We start from the raw sequence: 18,982 nt of genomic DNA, 5'->3' as shown, positions 1-18,982 counted from the left end.
CCCGGATCGTGTGATCGGCAACATGCCGATCTCTCCTGCCCCGCCCGCGGCGCCCCCGCATCCCGGCGCCCTGGATCCTCTCGCCCCAAGGACCACCCGTGACCCTCAACCTGACCATCGTCGCCCTCTACCTGGTCGGCATGCTCGCCTTCGGCTGGTGGGGCAAGACCCGCGCCGCCAGCTCGGAGGACTACCTCGTGGCGGGCCGCCGCCTCGGGCCGATGCTGTTCACCGGCACCATGGCCGCCGTCGTGCTGGGCGGCGCCGCCACCGTGGGCGGCGTCGGCCTGGGGTACGAGTTCGGGCTCTCCGGCGCGTGGCTCGTGGCCGCCATCGGCGTCGGCGTGCTCATCCTGTCGGTGGCGTTCGCCCCGATCCTGGCCCGCCTGAAGATCTACACCGTCTCGCAGATGCTCCGCCTGCGGTACGGCCGCGGCGGGGCCTCCCACGCCTCCTCCTTCGTGATGCTCGCCTACACGCTCATGCTCGCCGCCGCCTCCACGGGCGCCTACGCGTCGATCTTCGTGGTGCTCTTCGGCTGGGACCGCTGGCTGTCCGTCCTGGTGGGCGGTGGCATCGTGCTGGCCTACTCCGTGCTCGGCGGCATGTGGTCCATCACCCTGGCCGACATGGCCCAGTTCCTCATCATGACCATCGGCCTGTTCGCCCTCATGCTCCCCCTCTCCCTGGCCAACGCCGGCGGCTGGAGCGCCATGCAGGAGCGCCTGGGCGCCGAGTTCTTCAGCTGGGACGGGATCGGCGTGCAGTCGATCGTCACCTACTTCGTGATCTACACCCTCGGCCTGCTGATCGGCCAGGACGTCTGGCAGCGCGTGTTCACGGCCCGCTCCCCGCGCGTGGCCCAGATCGGCGGTGCCACCGCGGGGCTGTACTGCGTCGTGTACGGCGTCGCCGGCGCCGTGATCGGCATGGCGGCGCGCACGGTGACCGCGGACATCGCCGCCACGGACGACGTGTTCGCGTGGGTCGCCCAGAACCTGCTGCCCGTCGGCGTCGGCGGCGTGGCCCTGGCGGCCGCCGTCGCGGCCATGATGTCCACCGCCTCGGGGGCGATCATCGCGGCCTCGACCGTGATGCGCACGGACATCCTCCCCCTGCTCCGCGGCGAGGCCACCGCCGCCGAGGACGGCGCCACCGCCGAGGACGAGGCTCCGGAGACCGCGGCGGAGCTCGCCTCGAACCGCGGCTGGGTGCTGCTGCTCGGCGCCGTCGTGCTGGGGCTGGCGATCGTCGTCCCGGACGTGGTGGCGGCCCTGACCATCGCGTACGACATCCTCGTGGGCGGCCTGTTCGTCGCGATCGTCGGCGGCCTCGTGTGGAAGCGCGGCACCGGCACGGCGGCCCTGTGGTCCATGGTGGTCGGGACGGTGGGCACCCTCGGCACCATGAGCTGGCTCGAGCTGAACGCGGCCGAGCCCTTCGAGGGCGTCTTCGCGAACGAGCCGATCTACGTCGGCCTGGCCGCCTCCGCCGTCGTGTACGTGCTCCTCAGCCTGATGACCCGGCCCACCGACCCCGCGGTCCTCGAGGCCTGGCGGGTGCGCTCCCGCCACGGCGTCGACCCCGCGGTCCGAGCGCAGGTCTGACCGACGCTCCCGGGGCCCGTGATCCTCCGGCGCCCCATGATGGCCGAGGCCACGTGGTGCGGCGGCGGGTGGCGGCGGGCGACCCTTCCCCCGGGCTCCCCCCGGCCCCTAATGTCTCGATACAGCCCGGGACCGGGACTCCCCCTCGGGTACGCCCCGTCTCCCGCCCCGTCGGGGCCTCGCTGGAGACAGAAAGGCAGCAGTTCCCATGACCACCAAGAACCGCGCCGTGGCATTCCACGGCATCAAGGACGTGCGCGTCGACGAGCTCGACTTCCCCAAGCTGGAGATGCCCGACGGCTCCGCCGCCCCGCACGGCGTCATCCTCAAGATCGTCGCGACCAACATCTGCGGCAGCGACCTGCACATCTACCGCGGGTCCTTCCCCGCGCCCGAGGGCATGGTGCTGGGTCACGAGATGACCGGCCAGGTGCTGGAGGTCGGCAGCGACGTCCAGTTCCTGCAGGAGGGCGACCTCGTCTCCGTGCCGTTCAACGTGGCCTGCGGCCGCTGCCGCAACTGTCGCGCCGGCCGGACCGAGATCTGTGAGACCGCCAACCCGGAGCAGGCGTGCGCCGCCTACGGCTTCAATCTGGGCGGCTTCCAGGGCGGACAGGCCGAGTACCTGTTCGTGCCGTACGCCGACTTCCAGCTGCTGCGCTTCCCGGACCAGGAGCAGGCGATGGAGAAGATCCTGGATCTGGCCGTGCTCTCGGACATCCTCCCGACGGCGTTCCACGGCCTCGTGGAGGCCGGTGCCAAGCCCGGCTCCACCGTCTACATCGCCGGTGCCGGCCCCGTGGGCCGGTGCGCCGCGGCCGCCGCTCGGCTGCTGGGCGCCTCGTGCATCATCGTGGGCGACCAGGACGCCTCGCGGCTGGAGCTGGTGCGCAAGCACGGCTGCGAGACCATCGACCTCTCCGCCACGGAGAACCTGCAGGACGCCGTGAACGACATCCTCGGCGAGCCGATGGTGGACTGCGCGGTGGACTGCGTCGGCTCCGAGGCCCACGGCCTGGGCTCCGCGTCCGATGAGATGCAGCCGATCGCCGCCGTGAACCAGGTCCTGGACATCACCCGTCCGGGCGGCGCCACGGGCATCATCGGCATCTACGGGCCGGACCCGCTCGCGGAGACGAAGGCCGAGCAGGAGGGCACCTTCCCGGTGGACTTCGGTAAGGCCTGGATCAAGTCGCCCCACATCATCGGCGGCCAGGCGCCCGTCATGCGGTACAACCGCCAGCTGATGATGTCGATCCTGTGGGACCGGATGCCGTACCTGACGGAGATGGTCAACCCGCGCGTGATCAGCCTGGACGAGGCGCCCCAGGCCTATGCGGAGTTCGACCAGGGCTCCCTGGAGAAGTTCGTCATCGACCCCCACGGCATGATCGCCCGCTGAGCGGTCCGCCTCCGGGGGCACGACGGCGCCCCTCACCTGCCCGCGCAGGTGAGGGGCGCCGTCGTCGTCCGCGGATCAGGCCGCGTGCAGCAGCGTGGCGGTGATCCCGAGGGCCGCCAGGCCCACCACCAGCGCGACCATGCAGGCCACCGACGCCAGCGCTGGCCGGGCCTGCTCCCGCGCGATCCCGTCCGCGTGCGCCACGTAGCGCCGGCGCTGCGTGGCCAGCACCGCCGCCCCGCCGACGGCCGCCACCACCGCAGGCCCGAACGCCCAGGCGCCGACGGTCGGCCACCACCTCAGGAACGTGAGGCTGAGGACGCCCAGCGCCAGGACCGTGCGGCCCCAGCTCATCACGGTGCGCTCGGGCTGCAGCCCCGGGTCGTGATGCAGGCGCATCGCCTCAGCCCTGCGGCAGGACGACGGCGGCCAGCAGCACCACGACGGCCAGCACGACGCCTCCCGCGAGGACCGGGACGATCAGCGGCAGCGGCAGCGGACGGCCGCGGCGCATCGCGCGCTCCACCCGGAGCCAGCGCGCGCCCGCGCCCAGGGCGAGCAGCGCCGCCAGGACGAGCAGCACCGTGCTCAGCACCACCCGGACCGGCGGCGCGAAGAGGGCGCCGGTGAACGCCTCCACCGCGACCCCGCCGGCCAGCAGCGCCAGCGCCGTCCGGACCCAGGCCAGGAACGTGCGCTCGTTGGCGAGCGTGAACCGCGGGTCCGGCTCCTCCCCGCCCGCCAGGAGGCGGCGCTGCCAGGCCGGCCGGCCGCCGTCGTGGGCGGCGGTCTCGGGGCCGTCGGGGGTCTCTGCTGCGTCCATGCGGCCATGGTAGCGACGGCGTAGACTGGCCGGTCGGGCGCGCCCGGCCGCGACGGCGCCGCCCGTCCCCGCCCGCCCATCCGATGGAGCCCCATGAGCCCCGCCCACACCGCCACGCCCGCGGCACGCCCCGAGCCGACCCGCGAACAGGTCCGACGCTGGCGCCGCTACCTCGCCGACGAGATCGCCGAGGGCCAGATCTACCGCGACATCGCCGCTCGCAAGGACGGCGTGGAGCGCGACATCCTGCTCGGCCTCGCCGAGGCCGAGCGCCGCCACGAACAGCACTGGCGGGCCCTCCTGGGCGAGCACGCCGAGAACCCGCCGCGCCCCTCCCTGCACCGCATCCTGCTGCGCTGGCTCGCGCGGATCTTCGGCTCCGTGTTCGTGCTGGCCCTGGCCCAGCGCGCCGAGTCGGACACTCCCTACGCGGAGGACCAGGACGCCCCCGAGGGCATGGTGGCGGATGAGGCCATCCACGAGGAGGTCGTGCGCGGCCTCGCCGCCCGGGGTCGCGAGCAGCTGGCCGGCAACTTCCGCGCCGCCGTCTTCGGCATGAACGACGGGCTGGTCTCCAACCTGGCGCTCGTGATGGGCATCGGCGCGACGGGCGTGGCGCCGTCCGTGGTGCTGTTCACCGGCGTGGCCGGCCTGCTGGCGGGCGCGCTGTCCATGGCGGCCGGCGAGTACGTCTCGGTGCGGTCCCAGCGGGAGCTGCTCGAGGCCTCCTCCCCCACCCAGATCACCCTCGAGGCGGCCCAGCACCTGGACCTGGACCACAACGAGCTCAAGCTCGTCTACCTGGCCCGCGGCATGACGCCCGAGGACGCCGAGCACCGCGCGCTCGAGCGCCTCGGCTATCTCACGTGCGACTGCAACCCGCAGTTCTCCGCCCGTCCCGACGGCTCCCAGGGGCCGGTGGACCACTCGGACTCCTTCGCGGAGATCGGCTCGGCGTGGAGCGCCTCCCTGTCCAGCTTCGCGTTCTTCGCCTCCGGCGCGCTCGTCCCGATCCTGCCGTACATCTTCGGCATGTCCGGGCTGTGGGCCCTGGGCCTGGCAGCGGCGATGGTGGGCGCGGCCCTGCTCTTCACCGGCGGTGTGGTCGGGCTGCTGTCCGGCTCCTCACCGCTGGCCCGGGGCCTGCGCCAGCTCGCGATCGGCTTCGGCGCCGCCGCCGTGACGTACGTGCTCGGCCTGCTCTTCGGCGCGAACGTGGGCTGACGCGGGGAGGGCGGACGTGAGGGAGGGAATGGGGTCCCCCTGCTCGCCTGCACCTCGGCCCCGACGCACTCCGGCTACGTGGGCCCGTGATTCCTTGGCCTGGGTGGGCCCGGGACTACGGGCGGCTGACCTGGTTGTGCGCCGCGCCGGTGGGCACCCACACGATCTGCACGACGGGCGTCGCAGGCCGGGCCCACTCCGCGAACCAGCCCTCTGGACTGTTCACCACCGACCGCCAGAAATGACCCGGCCTGATGCCCCTGCGGCCCACCCCGCGGCCCCTGCCTCTCTGGATGAGACGCACAGGCCGCGCTGCACCGGCCCTGGCTGGCAGATCGTCTCCAGATCCTCGTGGGTGTGGCATCTCGGCGCCCCCGGATCAGTTCGTCTCGGGTTCCACAGACTTCGTGTGATGGCCTGCACGGCAAACGTTCGATATGGTTGACGTGGCCTTACTGCCGATCTTCTCACCGTAGGGCACCTCCCCGCGGTACGCGGCAGCACCCAGCCTGGAGTATTCATGCACCACCCCACTCTCGCCCCGTCCCGCCGAGCCGTCGTCGCAGGTCTGGCATGGTCCACGCCCGTCGTGGCTGCGTCCCTGGCGGCACCCGCATTCGCCACGTCCCCCCGCTGTCTCGTCACGACCACCGCGACCTGGAACTCCGCCCGGTACGTGCGTTCGAGCTCCACGGAGGGCGTCTACACCTTCCCCGACCCGGACGGCACGGGCCCCCTGCAGGGCATGACGCTCACCGTCTCGACGTCGCTGGGATCGAACACCCGCACCGGCAATCAGGGCCCCAACGTCATCAACAACCCCACCCCCACCGTCAACGACAACCTGCGAGCCCTCGGGGGAGCCACCATCGGCGGGGCGACCAGCCCCCTCGCCCTGCATCAGTCGCCGATCTTCAACTCGAGGAAGACCGACAACACGCTCACCGACGCCAACAAGTCGGTTACCACGTTCACGTTCACCCGCCAGGTGACCAGCCTGTCGTTCACGATCACGGACATCGACTCCGCCTCCAACGATTTCTGGGATGCGGTCGCCGTGGTGAGCCCCACGGCCTACACCGCCACCAAGACGTCGCCCACCCAGGTGACGGGAGCCGGCACCGTCACCAACCCCTGGCAGGCCGCGAACAACAACCTGCCGGTCCCCGACACGTCGACCGCCGGCAACGTCCGGGTGACCTTCAGCGCGCCGCTCACCACGTTCGCGATCCACTACTGGAACCGGACGAACCTCTCCAGTTCTACCATCGACGGCGATCAGCGCATCTTCATCTCGGACCTGCAGCTCACCTACAACGCCTGCCCTGCCTGACCCGCCCCGCACAGCACACGGCCCCTGCCCCTCAGGACGAGGGACAGGGGCCGTGGTGCATCCGCCTGCCGGTGCGGAGCGCCGGATTCGGCGCCCCGCACCGCGGGATCAGGCCTGGGCCTGCAGGATCTCCCGCATCAGCTGGGCGGTCTCGGACGGGGTCTTGCCGACCTTCACGCCCGCGGCCTCGAGGGCCTCCTTCTTGGCCTGCGCGGTGCCGGCGGAGCCGGAGACGATGGCGCCGGCGTGGCCCATGGTCTTGCCCTCCGGGGCGGTGAAGCCGGCCACGTAGCCGACGACCGGCTTGGTGACGTGGGCCTTGATGAACTCGGCCGCACGCTCCTCGGCGTCGCCGCCGATCTCACCGATCATCACGATGGCCTGGGTGTCCGGGTCGGCCTCGAACGCCTCGAGGGCGTCGATGTGGGTGGTGCCGATGACCGGGTCGCCGCCGATGCCGATGGCGGTGGAGAAGCCGAAGTCACGCAGCTCGTACATCATCTGGTAGGTCAGGGTGCCCGACTTGGACACGAGGCCGATGGGGCCGGAGCCGGTGATGGTGGCCGGGGTGATGCCGGCCAGGGCCTCGCCCGGGGTGATGATGCCGGGGCAGTTCGGGCCGATGATGCGGGTCTTCGGCTTGCCGTCCTCGCCGGTCTTCGACTGCGACAGGGCGAAGAACTCGGCGGAGTCCTGCACCGGGATGCCCTCGGTGATGACCACGAGCAGCGGGATCTCGGCCTCGATGGCCTCGATGGCGGCGTCCTTGGCGAAGGCCGGCGGCACGAAGGCGACGGACACGTCCGCGCCGGTCTTCTCCATGGCCTCCGTGACGGAGCCGAAGACGGGCAGCTCGACGGCGTTGCCGTCCTTGTCCTCGTGGGACACGGTGGTGCCGGCCTTGCGGGCGTTCACGCCGCCCACGATGTTCGTGCCGGCCTTGAGCATGAGGCGGGTGTGCTTGGTGCCCTCACCGCCGGTGATGCCCTGGACGATGACCTTGGAGTCCTTGTTCAGGTAGATCGACATAGCTGTTTCCTCAGTCTTTCCGAACGGTCAGTTCGCGGAGTGGGCGAGCTCGGCGGCCTTGTCGGCGCCCTCGTCCATGGTGGCGGCCAGGGTGACGAGCGGGTGGTTCGCCTCCTGCAGGATGCGGCGGCCCTCCTCCACGGCGTTGCCGTCCAGGCGCACGACCAGCGGCTTGGTGGCGGTGTCGCCCAGGATCTCGAGGGCCTTGACGATGCCGTTCGCGACCTGGTCGCACGCGGTGATGCCGCCGAAGACGTTCACGAACACGGACTTGACCTGCTCGTCGCCCAGGATGACGTCGAGGCCGTTGGCCATGACCTCGGCGTTGGCGCCGCCGCCGATGTCCAGGAAGTTGGCCGGCTTCACGCCGCCGTGCTGCTCGCCGGCGTACGCGACGACGTCGAGGGTGGACATCACGAGGCCGGCGCCGTTGCCGATCACGCCGACCTGGCCGTCCAGCTTCACGTAGTTGAGGTCGTTGGCCTTGGCCTTGGCCTCCAGCGGGTCCTCGGTGCGCTCGTCGACGAGGGCGGCGTGGCCCTCCTGGCGGAACTCCGCGTTGTCGTCGAGGGAGACCTTGCCGTCCAGGGCGAGGATCTTGCCGTCGCCGGTCTTCACCAGCGGGTTCACCTCGACGAGGGTGGCGTCCTCCTTCTCGAAGACCTCCCAGAGCTTCTGGATGACCTCGGCGACGTCGGCGCGCAGCTCCTCGGGGAAGCCCGCCTCGGCGACGATCTTCTGGGCGGTCTCGGCGTCGATGCCGGTCAGCGCGGAGACGGGCACCTTGGCGAGGGCCTCGGGGCGCTCCTCGGCGAGCTGCTCGATCTCCATGCCGCCCTCGACCGAGCACATGGCCAGGTAGGTGCGGTTGGCGCGGTCCAGCAGCACGGAGAAGTAGTACTCCTCGGCGATGTCGGCGCCCTGGGCGATCATGACCTGGTGCACGGTGTGGCCCTTGATGTCCATCCCCAGGATGGCCTTGGCGTGCTCGTAGGCCTCGTCGGCCGTCTTGGCGACCTTCACGCCGCCGGCCTTGCCGCGGCCGCCGACCTTCACCTGTGCCTTGACGACGGTGACGCCGCCGATCTTCTCCGCGGCCGCCTTGGCCTCGTCCGGGGTCTGCGCAACGATGCCGGCCAGCACGGGGACGCCGTGCGCCTCGAACAGATCGCGCGCCTGGTACTCATACAGGTCCACGGTGGTGTGTCCTTCTTGGTCGAAGACAGGGTCTGCCGGCCTCGCCCGCGGGCGCGGCCGACGTCGACGCCCCCTCCGTGGCCGGGCCGGGCGCGGGGGCACGGCGGGGCGGCGGACGGCGGCGTTCCACGGCTCACTGTAGTCCACGCCCCGGGGAGACCGGGGGGTCGGCGGGCCGGTCCTGTCAGCCCTCGACCTTCGTCAGCGGGGCGTAGCGCAGCAGCAGCCGCTTCTGCGCCCCGGAGGCGTCGAAGGTGACGGTCGCGACGGTCTTGTCCCCCGCGCCCGCGACGGCGTCCACGCGCCCCTCGCCGAAGGTCGCGTGGGAGACGCGGTCGCCCGGGCTGAGCGCCACGATCTCCTTCTGCGGCTGCACCCGGCTCGGCGCCTTCCCGCGCACCACGCCGGAGGGCACCGTGAGGTCCGCCGGCTCGTCCCCGCGGGTGAGGCGCTGGGGCCGCGCGCCGTCGTCGCCCCGGGACCGCCAGGCCGGCCGCCCGCCGCCGAACCGCCCCGCGTAGCGCGAGGTGCCGGCGCCGGTCAGGCTCAACGAGCCGGCCGAGCGCGTGGTGCCCTCCCGCTCCCAGTCGATGAGCGCCTCCGGGATCTCCCCGAGGAACTGGCTGGGCGGGTTGAACTGGTGCTGGCCCCACAGCGAGCGTGCCTCGGCGCGCGTCAGGAACAGGCGACGGCGGGCGCGCGTCAGGCCCACGTACGCGAGGCGACGCTCCTCCGCGAGCTCCTTCTCGTCCGTCATCGAACGGGCGTGCGGGAACACCCCGTGCTCCATGCCCGTCAGGAACACCACGGGGAACTCGAGACCCTTGGCGGTGTGCAGCGTCATGAGCGTGACCTGGCCCTGCTGCTCCGCGAGCGCCTCGCCCTCCACGTCCGGGGCCGTGGGCAGCTGGTCCGCGTCCGCCACGAGAGCGACCTGCTCGAGGAAGTCGGACAGGGTGCCGTCCGGGTGCGTCGTCTCGAAGGAGCGGACGACGGCGACGAGCTCGCCGAGGTTGTCCGCGCGGGACTCGTCCTGCAGGTCCTCGGACTCGCGGAGGGCGGCCAGCATGCCGGACTGCTCGAGGACGGCCTCCAGGACGGTGGCCGGGCCGGCGGACTCGGCGACCTGGCCGAGGTCGTCCATCATCTGCACGAAGCCGCGGACGGCCTTGAGCGAGCGGGCGGCCATGCCGGGGGCGTTCTCGGCGTCGCGCAGGGCCGCGGAGAACGTGGAGCGGTTGCGCTCGGCCCACGCGGCGATGGCACCCTCGGCCCGGTCCCCGATGCCCCGCTTGGGCTCGTTGAGGATGCGGCGCACGTTGACGTCGTCGTCGGGGTTGACGATCACCCGCAGGTAGGCGAGCGCGTCCTTGATCTCCTTGCGGTCGTAGAAGCGCGTGCCGCCGATGACGCGGTACGGGATGCCGCGCGTCACCAGCCGCTCCTCGAGCGCACGGGACTGCGCGTTGGTCCGGTAGAACACGGCGACGTCGGCCGGGCGGATCCCGTCCTCGTCCTGCAGCCGGTCGATGGTGGTGGCGATCCACTCCGCCTCGGCGGACTCGTTCTCCGCGGCGTAGCCGACGATCGCCGGGCCCTCCCCCTCGGCCGTCCACAGGCGCTTGGGGCGGCGGTCCGGGTTGCGCTCGATCACCGCGTTGGCGGCGTCCAGGATGGACTGCGTGGAGCGGTAGTTCTGCTCGAGCTTGATGGTGACGGCGTCCGTGAAGTCCTGCTCGAACTCGACGATGTTGCGGATGTCCGCGCCGCGGAACGCGTAGATGGACTGGTCCGAGTCGCCGACGACGGTCAGCTCGCCGCCGGGGGTCTCCACACCCTCGGGGTCGCCCGCCGGGCCGGCGAGGAGCCGGATCAGGCGGTACTGGGCGTGGTTGGTGTCCTGGTACTCGTCCACGAGGACGTGGCGGAATCGGCGGCGGTAGTTGTCCAGCACGCGCGGGAACGCCTCGAACATGTGGACCGTCATGCCGATCAGGTCGTCGAAGTCCAGGGCGTTGGCCTGGCGCAGGCGGGCCGTGTAGTCCCGGTAGACGGCGGCGACGGCGCGGCCCCACGGGTCTCCCTCGGCCACGGTGGCGGCGTAGTCGTCCGCCTCCACGAGCTCGTTCTTCAGGGAGCTGATGCGGTTCAGCAGGGCCTTGGGCGCGAAGCGCTTCGGGTCCAGCTCGTGCTGCTTGGCCACGGTGGTGACCAGGCGCAGGCTGTCCGCCGAGTCGTAGATGGTGAACGTGGACTTCAGCCCGATGTTGGCGGCCTCGTTGCGTAGCAGCCGCACGGCGGAGGAGTGGAACGTGGAGATCCACATCCGCTGGGCGGTGGGGCCGATCAGCCCGGCCACGCGCTCGCGCATCTCCGCGGCGGCCTTGTTCGTGAAGGTGATGGCGAGGATCTCGTGCGGCCGCGCCCGGCCGGTGGCGAGCAGCCACGCGATGCGGTGGGTCAGCACCCGGGTCTTGCCCGAGCCGGCGCCCGCCACGATCAGCAGCGGCGCCCCCGTGTGGGTCACCGCGGCTGCCTGCTGCGGGTTGAGCCCCGCCACGAGCGACTCCGGAGTGTGCGCCGGCGCGGCCGGCCGGACGTCCTGGCCCCAGGCCTCGGGGTCCGCGGCCGCGCGCGTGACGGCCGGGGGCACGAGCCCGGGCAGGGCGGTCTCCGGGTCCGCCGGGCGGCGGGTGCGGTCGAGGTTCAGGGGCGTGCGTCCGAGCGCGGAGAAGAGGTCAGCCATGGCGGACCCAGTCTAGGCGCGGCCCCGGACGCGACAGCGGGCGCCGCCGTCGTCGCCCCCGCCCCCACCCCACCCGCACTTTCGAACGTGATGTGGGGCCTATCTCGCGTTCGAAAGTCCCCATGACCCCCATTTCGCGTTCGAAAGCCGGCGGGAATCGACCGGCCCGCTATGGTCTTCTGGGCGTTCCGCGCGATGTGGCGGCGGAGCCCCCTTCCCCCGCCCCGCCACGCCACCCCGGAGCCGCCATGTCCACCACGCCGACCCCGCCCGTGTCCCACGGGTCCACCCCCAGCCGGATGACCTGGATGGACGCGATGCGAGGATTCGCCGTGCTGCTGGTGATGTTCACCCACACCTACACGATGCCGCAGGGACTCGACGCGGCCTTCAGCTCCGTGGCGTTCGCGAACGTGGCGCAGGTGTTCCAGTCGTGGCGGATGCCGATGCTTGTGTTCCTGTCCGGCGTCCTGCTGCCCCGCTCGGTGTCCAAGCCGCTGGGCACGTACTACCGCGGCAAGGCGGAGCGGATCCTGTGGCCGTTCCTCGTCTGGATGGTCGTCCTGGCGCTGGCCACGGGCAGGCCCGGATCCCTGCTGTCCGTCGAGTTCTGGCGCGGCGGCGCGTGGCACCTGTGGTTCCTGTGGGTGCTCATGCTCTGCTACCTCATCGGCCCGGTGATCCGTCGCGTCCCGGCGCTGGTGGTCGCCGTCGTCCTGTTCGTCCTGCTCCTCGAGTTCGTCAGCGGCCCCCGCCACTGGGTGCGCCCTCTGTACTGGGGCGTGTACTTCTTCCTCGGTGCCGCCTCCGCGCGACTGCTCCCCCGGATCCGCACGGCGCCCGCCGCCCTGGGCGTGATCGCGGTGATCCTCATGGTGCTCACCGTGACGGCCACGCGCACCGGCGCGCTCGTGGTGGCGGAGCGCCAGCCCTGGTCCGTGTTCGCCGCACTGCCGGGGATCCTCGTGGTGCTGTGGCTCGGCCCGCGCCTGCCCCGCCTGCCGTTCCTCGAGTTCTGCGGCCGCCGCTCGATGGTCCTCTACGTCGCCCACATGCCGGTGCTGATCCTGGCGGTGGCGGCCTTCCGCGACCTCGCCGCGGTCCGCCCGGTCGACTTCTACGTGGCCATCGCGTCGTTCACGTTCCTCGTGCCGCTCGCCCTTGCGCTCGGCTACCGACGGGTGCGCTGGCTCTTCGAATTCCCGACGGCGGGACGCGTCCGGGCGCGGCCACGCACCCGGGCCTCGGCCCCGGAGGCGGCGGACGCCGTGCCGGCACGGACCGCCGAGCCCGCCCCGACGACGGCGCCCCTGTCGGTCGTCGAGCCGGCGTCCGAGCCGCAGCCCACCGCGGGGCCGGTCCCGGCCACCGACCCGGTGGCCGACGCACCCGTCCGGGTCCGGGTCCCCCGCCCGCGGCCCCGCCACGCGGACTGAGCCGCCCCCGACTCGACCCCGCCACACCCGCCACACCCGCCACACCCGCACTTTCGAACGTGATGTGGGGCCTATCTCGCGTTCGAAAGTCCCCATGACCCCGATTTCACGTTCGAAAGTGAGCTGGGCTGGACGGGGCTGGGCTGGACGGGGCCGGGCCGGCTCGGCCGGTCTGGGAGGATGGACCGCGGAGGTGCCCCGTGTCCCAGAAGTCCCGCAAGTCCCGTCCGCGCCCGTCGCGGCCCGCCGCGCGTCCGGTCGCCGAGTCTCCGCGCTCCCGTCCCACGCTGCGGGACGTCAACGTCCGTGCGGACCTCGCCGCGGCCGCTGAGCGCGAGGGCAGCCCGGCGATCCCGGTGAGCGCGCTGATCGTGACCACCCTGCTCGTGGGCGCGTACCTCCACCTGCTGGTGCTGCAGCAGATGACCCAGCTCAGCGGCGGACTGGCGATGCCGGACTCCCTGCTGTTCTACGGGCAGGACCACATCCGCGCCCTCTCCGCGGTCATGGACGAGGACGCCCGCGGCCAGCTGAACTGGGTGCACAAGACGGCCGGCGTGATCTTCCCGATCGCCGTGGCGCTGACGGTCACCGCGGTCGGCGCCTGGCGCCTGCGTCCCGCCGGGGCCAAGTGGGTCGTCTTCGGGCTGGGCGTGCTGTTCGCGGTCGTGGACATCTGCGAGAACATCGCGATCGAGCAGGCCATCGCCGCCGGCGGCCCGGGCGCCGGCCTGGCCGCCGCCCTGACGCTGACCCGCTGGGTCCTGCTCGCGTTGCTCGCCCTGGCGGTGGCCGTGATGCTGTGGGCCGGGCGGCGCCGTCGCCGTGGTCCCGCCGCGCGGGAGGCCTGAAGGGCTCGGCTAGACTCGCTCACCGGACCGACGCACGGTCCGCGCCCCAGTAGCTCAGTTGGATAGAGCGACCCTCTCCTAAAGGGTAGGCCGTCGGTTCGATTCCGGCCTGGGGCACCTGGGCGGCCGGTCCGGCCGCCGCCTCATTCCGCGTCGGCGAACTGCGTGGTGTAGAGCTCCGCATACCGCCCGCCCGCCGCGAGCAGTGCGGCGTGCGTGCCGCGCTCCACGATCCGCCCGGCCTCAACCACGAGGATCTCGTCCGCGCTGCGCACGGTGGAGAGCCGGTGCGCGATCACGATCGCGGTCCGCCCGGCCAGCGCCTCCCCCAGCGCCTCCTGGATGGCGCGCTCGTTGGTGGAGTCCAGCGCCGCCGTCGCCTCGTCCAGCACCACGACGCGCGGGGCCGCCAGCAGCAGCCGCGCGATCGTCATGCGCTGCCGCTCGCCGCCGGAGAGGCGGTAGCCGCGCTCGCCGACCACGGTGTCCAGCCCGTCCGGCAGCGCCTCGACCACGGGGCGCAGGCGGGCCCGCTCGACGGCGTCCCACAGCTGCTCGTCCGTCGCGCCGGGGCGGGCCAGCGTCAGGTTGGCGCGCACGGTCTCGTGGAAGAGGTGGCCGTCCTGGGTCACCATGCCCACGGCCCGCTGCAGGTCCGCGAACGCGAGGTCCCGCACGTCCACGCCACCGATCTCGACGGCGCCGGAGGTGACGTCGTGCAGGCGCGTGACGAGCGAGGCGATGGTGGACTTGCCCGCACCCGAGGAGCCCACGAGGGCCACGGTGGCCCCGGCGGGCACGGCCACGTCGATCCCGTGCAGCACCTCCTCGCCGCCGCGCGTGTCCAGCACGGAGACCTCCTCGAGGGAGGCCAGGGACACCTGCTCCGCGGTGGGGTAGGCGAAGCGCACGTCCCGCAGCCGCACGGACAGGGGCCCCTCCGGCAGGGCGGCGGGCCGCGCGGGCTCCGTGATGAGGGGCTCCAGGTCCAGGACCTCGAACACGCGCTCGAAGCTCACGAGCGCGCTCATGATCTCCACGCGGGCGTTCGCCAGCGCGGTCAGGGGCGCGTAGAGGCGGGTCAGCAGCAGGGCGAGGGTGACGACGTCGCCGGCGTCGAGGGTGCCCGCGATCGCCTGGAGCCCGCCCACGCCGTACACGGCCGCGAGCGCGAGCGCGGAGACCAGGGTGAGCAGCGTGGTGAAGACGGCCTGGCGCACGGAGATGTCCACGCCGGTGGCGCGCACGCGGTCCGCGCGGCGGGCGAACTCCGCGGACTCGGCGGCGGGGCGGCCGAAGAGCTTGATGAGCGTCGCGCCGGGAGCGGAGAACCGCTCGGTCATCTGGTCGCCCATGGCCGCGTTGTGCCCGGCCCGCTCGCGGGACAGGCCCGCCAGCTTCGAGCCGACCGCCCGGGCCGGCACCAGGAACAGCGGCAGCATCACGAGGGACAGGACGGTGACCTGCCAGCTGGTGGCCACCATGACCCCCAGGGTCAGCGCCACGGACACCACGTTCGCGACGACGCCGGAGAGCGTCCGCGAGATCGCCGACTGCGCCCCGATCACGTCGTTGTTCAGGCGCGAGACGAGCGCGCCGGTGCGGGTGCGCTGGAAGAACGCCACCGGCATGCGCTGCACGTGGTCGAACACGGCGGTGCGCAGGTCGTAGATGACGCGTTCCCCCAGCCCGGAGGAGAGCCACTTGGTGAACACGGACAGCGCCGCGTCGAGCACGGCCACGAGGGCGATCAGCAGGGCCAGCCGCACCACGAGTCCGCGGTCCGCGCCACCGGTGATCGCGTTGACGACGTCGCCGGCCAGCACGGGCGAGGCCACGCCGAGCACCGCGCCCACGATGGACGCCGCGACGAACACGATCAGGCGGGTGCGGTACCGGCCCGCGAACGCGATGGTCCGGCGCACCGTGCCGCGGGCGAGGCTCTGCTGGGCGTCGGACTGTCCGCGGGTCATCCGCATCATGGACATCCGTGCCGCTGACTCCATGCTCATGGGCCCTCCGCTCTCTCGACCGTTCGAGAGTCTAGGAACCGCCGGGCACGGGCGGGCGCGATTCCGCTTCCGGCGTCAGGCCGCCAGGCGCAGGTAGTCCCGCCACGCTTCGGCGGGCCGCTCCAGCTCGCGGATCCGCCACTGGGCCCCGCGCGGGCGCACCGGCTCCACCCGCAGCCGCCAGCCCAGGGCCTCGAGCGAGCGGTCCGCCTTCGCCCCGTTGCAGCGCAGGCAGCAGGCCACGAGGTTCTCCCACGAGTTCTCGCCGCCCCGCGAGCGCGGCCGCACGTGGTCCACGGTGGTGGCGTGGGCGCCGCAGTAGGCGCAGCGGTGTCCGTCCCGGCGCAGCACGCCCTTGCGGGAGACCGGGGCCGCGTCCGTGTGGGGCACCCGGATGTACTGGTGCAGCAGGATCACGAGGGGCCGACCCCACGCGCGGGTGGGGCTGCGCATCGGGTCCCCGGCGTCCTCGAGCACGCTCGCCTTGCCGGTGGCCACGAGCAGCAGCGCCCGGCGGTCGGAGACGACCGAGAGGGGTTCATAGCCGGCGTTGAGGACGAGTGTGCGCATCGGGGGCCTCGGAAGCGTGGGGACACAGGGGGCGTCGTGTCCCCACGCTAGGCGCGGGCGCCGCGGCGCGCCGCGTGTCGCCTGCGGCGGCGGAAGAGGTTCACCGGCCCGTCACCGGGCCATCACGCCCCCGTCACGCACGACGACGGCCCGCCACGCGTCAGCCGTCGAGGCGCTCGACCCACACGTGCGCGGCCGTGGCCACGGCCAGCTCGAGGGCCCCGCCGTCCGCGGCCGCGCCGTCCTCCGCCTCGCCCTCGACCCGGATGTACCCGGCGTCGCGGGCGGCCTCGGCACGCACCACGCGGCCGGGGGTCACGCCGGCGCCGGCCAGCTGGGCCAGCAGGTCGGGGTCGGTCTGCACACCCTCGGCCAGCCCGCGGACGCGGAACCGGCCGGCGGTGGCGGCCTCCTCGGAGAGCCGGGCGCCCGCCAGGCCCATGTCGCGGCTCCAGTCCTCGGCGGAGGCCTGCTCGGGCCGGGGCGGGATCGGGGTGCCGTAGGGGGTCTCGGTGGGGTTCTCCAGCAGCGTGAGCAGGCGGCGCTCCACCTGGTCGCTCATCACGTGCTCCCAGCGGCAGGCCTCCTCGTGGACGAGCTCCCACTCGAGGCCGATCACGTCCGCGAGCAGGCGCTCGGCCAGGCGGTGCTTGCGCAGCACGGACACGGCCCGCTCGCGGCCCGCCACTGTCAGCTCCAGCCGACGGTCCGCGCCCACGTGCACCAGCCCGTCCCGCTCCATGCGGGCCACGGTCTGGGAGACGGTGGGGCCGGAGTGCTCCAGACGCTCGACGATGCGGGCCCGCAGCGGGGGGATGCCCTCCTCCTCGAGCTCGAGGATCGTGCGCAGGTACATCTCGGTGGTGTCGATCAGATCCGTCATGGCACGTCCTCTTCCCTCGGGCTCTTCGTCCCGGACATCCTAGCGAGGCGTGAGTCACGTGGACGGCCGGTGGTCCCGGGCGCGGGAGAATGGGCGCGACCCGCGACCCCGAAGCGTCAGGAGCACGCATGACCTCCCCCGCCGAGATCACCATCCCCCAGGACCTGCTGCCGGCCGACGGCCGCTTCGGCGCCGGCCCGTCCAAGGTCCGCCCCGAGCAGCTGAGCGCGCTCCAGGGCGCGGCCCGGCTGCTCGGCACCTCGCACCGCCAGAAGCCGGTCAAGGACCTGGTGGCGAGCGTCCGGTCGGGCGTCGCCGAGCTGTTCTCGGCGCCGGAGGGCTACGAGGTGATCCTCGGCGTCGGCGGCTCCACCGCGTTCTGGGACGCGGCCGCCTTCAGCCTGGTCCGCGAGCGCGCCCAGCATCTGAGCTTCGGCGAGTTCGGCTCGAAGTTCGCCAAGGCCACCGACCAGGCGCCGTTCCTTGCCCCGTCGGACATCCGCACCTCCGAGCCGGGCACCCACCCCGAGCCGGAGGCCGTGGCCGAGGTCGACGTGTACGCGTGGCCCCACAACGAGACCTCCACCGGCGTGATGGCGCCCGTCGTCCGCCCCGCGGGCATCGACGAGGACGCGCTGGTCGTCGTCGACGCCACCTCGGCCGCGGGCGGCCTGCCGGTGGACGTGTCCGAGGCGGACGTGTACTACTTCGCGCCGCAGAAGAACTTCGCGTCCGACGGCGGTCTGTGGCTCGCGCTGTTCTCCCCGCGGGCCCTGGCGCGGGTCGCGGAGATCAAGGAGTCCGGCCGCTGGATCCCGGCGTTCCTGGACCTCGCCACGGCCGTGGACAACTCCCTCAAGGACCAGACCTACAACACGCCCGCGCTGGCCACGCTCGTCATGCTGGACGCGCAGCTGCGCTGGATGAACGGCCAGGGCGGGCTGGACGCGATGACCGCCCGCACTGCCGACTCCTCCTCGCGCGTGTACGCGTGGGCCGAGGCGTCGTCCTTCGCCACGCCCTTCGTGGCCCGGCCCGAGGACCGCTCCGCCGTGATCTGCACCGTCGACTTCTCCGACGACGTCGACGCGGCGGCGGTCGCCCAGGCCCTGCGCGCGAACGGCGTGGTGGACGTGGAGCCGTACCGCAAGCTCGGCCGGAACCAGCTGCGGATCGCGACCTTCGCCGCGACCGAGCCCGAGGACGTCGCGGCGCTGCTGCGCTGCATCGACCACGTGGTCGAACGCCTGGCCTGAGCCGGCCCCGGACGGGGACACGGGCCCGCGGGGGACTCCCCCGCGGGCCCGTTGCGTGTCCGCCCCGGCGTCTCAGCCGGGGTGCGCCGCCTCAGCCGCGGTCGGCCGCCGCGGGCTCGGGGGCCGTCTGGGCGGCGCCGTCCGGCGCGGCCTCGGGCGCCGGGGAGCCGGGCACGCGGCCCTCGGCCACGGCCTTGAGCCGCTCGCGCTCCTCCTCGTTCACGCGCTCGGCGTACGGCACCCACGGGGGCGCCACGAGCGAACCCTCCCCCGCCATGAGGCCGGTCTCGCACACGGTGACCTGCTTGGCGCGCGGGGCCCGGGCGATCGTCACGTACCAGAGCCAGCCCGCGTAGCCGGGCAGGCGGCACGCGAAGCGGTGCGTCAGGAGCCGGTCGTCGTCCACGAGCACGTCCACGTGCTCCCCCACCTCGTCCGGGGCGGCCAGCCCGGCCAGCCCCGCGCGGGCGGCGTCCACGGCGGCGGCGAGCAGCTCGTCGCGGCGCGGGGCCCGGCGACGCACGGGCGGCACGGCCGTCCTCTCCTCGGCGGGCGTGGGCTCGGCGTCGGGGCTCCGGTGGTCGACGCGCGGGGCGTCGTCGTGGGCGGTCAT

General features: G+C 73.0%; 16 protein-coding genes and 1 tRNA gene. 8 read left to right on the top strand and 9 right to left on the bottom strand.

Annotated features, from left to right (window positions below; all coding sequences use genetic code 11):
* Window positions 1-98: 98 nt before the first annotated feature.
* Window positions 99-1,607 carry a sodium:solute symporter gene (locus ACUXPL_RS09365; RefSeq protein ID WP_454183427.1) on the top strand — a complete coding sequence of 503 codons (1,509 nt, stop codon included), beginning with the start codon at window positions 99-101 and terminating at the stop codon, window positions 1,605-1,607.
* A gap of 208 nt (window positions 1,608-1,815) precedes the next feature.
* A complete protein-coding gene (locus tag ACUXPL_RS09360) occupies window positions 1,816-3,009 on the top strand; it encodes an alcohol dehydrogenase catalytic domain-containing protein (RefSeq protein WP_454183425.1) in 1,194 nt (397 codons plus the stop codon).
* A 75-nt stretch (window positions 3,010-3,084) separates the two neighbouring features.
* On the opposite strand, the gene ACUXPL_RS09355 is transcribed toward ACUXPL_RS09360, so the two are convergent.
* Entirely contained in the window at window positions 3,085-3,408 is a 324-nt protein-coding gene (locus ACUXPL_RS09355) for a DUF202 domain-containing protein (RefSeq protein WP_041103052.1), read from the bottom strand.
* Between the two features lie 4 nt (window positions 3,409-3,412).
* Entirely contained in the window at window positions 3,413-3,832 is a 420-nt protein-coding gene (locus tag ACUXPL_RS09350; protein WP_454183423.1) for a YidH family protein, read from the bottom strand.
* A gap of 93 nt (window positions 3,833-3,925) precedes the next feature.
* Between ACUXPL_RS09350 and ACUXPL_RS09345 the strand changes: the two genes are divergently transcribed.
* Both ACUXPL_RS09345 and ACUXPL_RS09340 read left to right on the top strand, forming a co-directional pair.
* A complete protein-coding gene (locus ACUXPL_RS09345; RefSeq protein ID WP_454183421.1) occupies window positions 3,926-5,056 on the top strand; it encodes a VIT1/CCC1 transporter family protein in 1,131 nt (376 codons plus the stop codon).
* Between the two features lie 520 nt (window positions 5,057-5,576).
* Window positions 5,577-6,389, top strand: coding sequence for a hypothetical protein (locus ACUXPL_RS09340; protein WP_454183419.1), 813 nt, complete (start codon window positions 5,577-5,579; stop codon window positions 6,387-6,389).
* 108 nt (window positions 6,390-6,497) lie between these two features.
* Here the strand turns inward: ACUXPL_RS09340 and sucD are convergent, their stop codons facing one another.
* The 3 genes from sucD to pcrA form a co-directional block, all read right to left on the bottom strand.
* On the bottom strand, window positions 6,498-7,418 hold the full coding sequence (sucD, locus tag ACUXPL_RS09335; protein WP_087114394.1) for a succinate--CoA ligase subunit alpha: 921 nt from the start codon (window positions 7,416-7,418) through the stop codon (window positions 6,498-6,500).
* Between the two features lie 27 nt (window positions 7,419-7,445).
* The gene (gene sucC, locus ACUXPL_RS09330) at window positions 7,446-8,615 is read right to left on the bottom strand and encodes an ADP-forming succinate--CoA ligase subunit beta (protein ID WP_180536907.1); all 1,170 of its coding nucleotides are present in this window, start codon (window positions 8,613-8,615) and stop codon (window positions 7,446-7,448) included.
* Between the two features lie 184 nt (window positions 8,616-8,799).
* Window positions 8,800-11,361 carry a DNA helicase PcrA gene (pcrA, locus tag ACUXPL_RS09325; protein WP_454183417.1) on the bottom strand — a complete coding sequence of 854 codons (2,562 nt, stop codon included), beginning with the start codon at window positions 11,359-11,361 and terminating at the stop codon, window positions 8,800-8,802.
* Window positions 11,362-11,609: 248 nt separating this feature from the next.
* Here pcrA and ACUXPL_RS09320 point away from each other — a divergent pair, with 248 nt between their 5' ends.
* From ACUXPL_RS09320 to ACUXPL_RS09310, 3 genes are all read left to right on the top strand, one after another.
* On the top strand, window positions 11,610-12,797 hold the full coding sequence (locus ACUXPL_RS09320) for an acyltransferase family protein (protein ID WP_454183415.1): 1,188 nt from the start codon (window positions 11,610-11,612) through the stop codon (window positions 12,795-12,797).
* Window positions 12,798-12,997: 200 nt separating this feature from the next.
* The gene (locus ACUXPL_RS09315) at window positions 12,998-13,648 is read left to right on the top strand and encodes a hypothetical protein (protein ID WP_454183413.1); all 651 of its coding nucleotides are present in this window, start codon (window positions 12,998-13,000) and stop codon (window positions 13,646-13,648) included.
* A 43-nt stretch (window positions 13,649-13,691) separates the two neighbouring features.
* Window positions 13,692-13,765: transfer RNA gene (locus tag ACUXPL_RS09310), tRNA-Arg, on the top strand.
* 26 nt (window positions 13,766-13,791) lie between these two features.
* Here the strand turns inward: ACUXPL_RS09310 and ACUXPL_RS09305 are convergent.
* From ACUXPL_RS09305 to ACUXPL_RS09295, 3 genes are all read right to left on the bottom strand, one after another.
* Entirely contained in the window at window positions 13,792-15,660 is a 1,869-nt protein-coding gene (locus tag ACUXPL_RS09305) for an ABC transporter ATP-binding protein (protein WP_454183411.1), read from the bottom strand.
* 75 nt (window positions 15,661-15,735) lie between these two features.
* The gene (locus ACUXPL_RS09300; RefSeq protein ID WP_020628346.1) at window positions 15,736-16,230 is read right to left on the bottom strand and encodes an HNH endonuclease; all 495 of its coding nucleotides are present in this window, start codon (window positions 16,228-16,230) and stop codon (window positions 15,736-15,738) included.
* A 160-nt stretch (window positions 16,231-16,390) separates the two neighbouring features.
* Window positions 16,391-17,113, bottom strand: a complete 723-nt coding sequence (locus ACUXPL_RS09295) for a metal-dependent transcriptional regulator (RefSeq protein ID WP_454183408.1) — start codon at window positions 17,111-17,113, stop codon at window positions 16,391-16,393.
* 128 nt (window positions 17,114-17,241) lie between these two features.
* Here ACUXPL_RS09295 and serC point away from each other — a divergent pair, with 128 nt between their 5' ends.
* Window positions 17,242-18,369: a phosphoserine transaminase gene (gene serC, locus ACUXPL_RS09290; protein ID WP_454183406.1), complete on the top strand. Its 1,128-nt coding sequence runs from the start codon at window positions 17,242-17,244 to the stop codon at window positions 18,367-18,369.
* A 91-nt stretch (window positions 18,370-18,460) separates the two neighbouring features.
* Here serC and ACUXPL_RS09285 read toward each other — a convergent pair whose 3' ends face one another.
* On the bottom strand, window positions 18,461-18,982 hold the full coding sequence (locus tag ACUXPL_RS09285) for a DUF3027 domain-containing protein (RefSeq protein ID WP_454183404.1): 522 nt from the start codon (window positions 18,980-18,982) through the stop codon (window positions 18,461-18,463).

This window comes from Micrococcus sp. 140720015-1, from assembly GCF_053627595.1.
Note: the sequence above shows the minus strand (reverse complement) of the source record. Positions and strands in the feature narration are given on the sequence as shown.

Excerpts from the sequence above, each read along its gene's own strand:
- ACUXPL_RS09360 (WP_454183425.1), top strand. The coding sequence starts at position 1,816 with ATGACCACCAAGAACCGCGCCGTGGCATTCCACGGCATCAAGGACGTG.
- ACUXPL_RS09355 (WP_041103052.1), bottom strand. The coding sequence starts at position 3,408 with ATGCGCCTGCATCACGACCCGGGGCTGCAGCCCGAGCGCACCGTGATG.
- ACUXPL_RS09350 (WP_454183423.1), bottom strand. The coding sequence starts at position 3,832 with ATGGACGCAGCAGAGACCCCCGACGGCCCCGAGACCGCCGCCCACGAC.
- ACUXPL_RS09345 (WP_454183421.1), top strand. The coding sequence starts at position 3,926 with ATGAGCCCCGCCCACACCGCCACGCCCGCGGCACGCCCCGAGCCGACC.
- ACUXPL_RS09340 (WP_454183419.1), top strand. The coding sequence starts at position 5,577 with ATGCACCACCCCACTCTCGCCCCGTCCCGCCGAGCCGTCGTCGCAGGT.
- sucD (WP_087114394.1), bottom strand. The coding sequence starts at position 7,418 with ATGTCGATCTACCTGAACAAGGACTCCAAGGTCATCGTCCAGGGCATC.
- pcrA (WP_454183417.1), bottom strand. The coding sequence starts at position 11,361 with ATGGCTGACCTCTTCTCCGCGCTCGGACGCACGCCCCTGAACCTCGAC.
- ACUXPL_RS09320 (WP_454183415.1), top strand. The coding sequence starts at position 11,610 with ATGTCCACCACGCCGACCCCGCCCGTGTCCCACGGGTCCACCCCCAGC.
- ACUXPL_RS09305 (WP_454183411.1), bottom strand. The coding sequence starts at position 15,660 with ATGAGCATGGAGTCAGCGGCACGGATGTCCATGATGCGGATGACCCGC.
- ACUXPL_RS09300 (WP_020628346.1), bottom strand. The coding sequence starts at position 16,230 with ATGCGCACACTCGTCCTCAACGCCGGCTATGAACCCCTCTCGGTCGTC.
- ACUXPL_RS09295 (WP_454183408.1), bottom strand. The coding sequence starts at position 17,113 with ATGACGGATCTGATCGACACCACCGAGATGTACCTGCGCACGATCCTC.
- serC (WP_454183406.1), top strand. The coding sequence starts at position 17,242 with ATGACCTCCCCCGCCGAGATCACCATCCCCCAGGACCTGCTGCCGGCC.
- ACUXPL_RS09285 (WP_454183404.1), bottom strand. The coding sequence starts at position 18,982 with ATGACCGCCCACGACGACGCCCCGCGCGTCGACCACCGGAGCCCCGAC.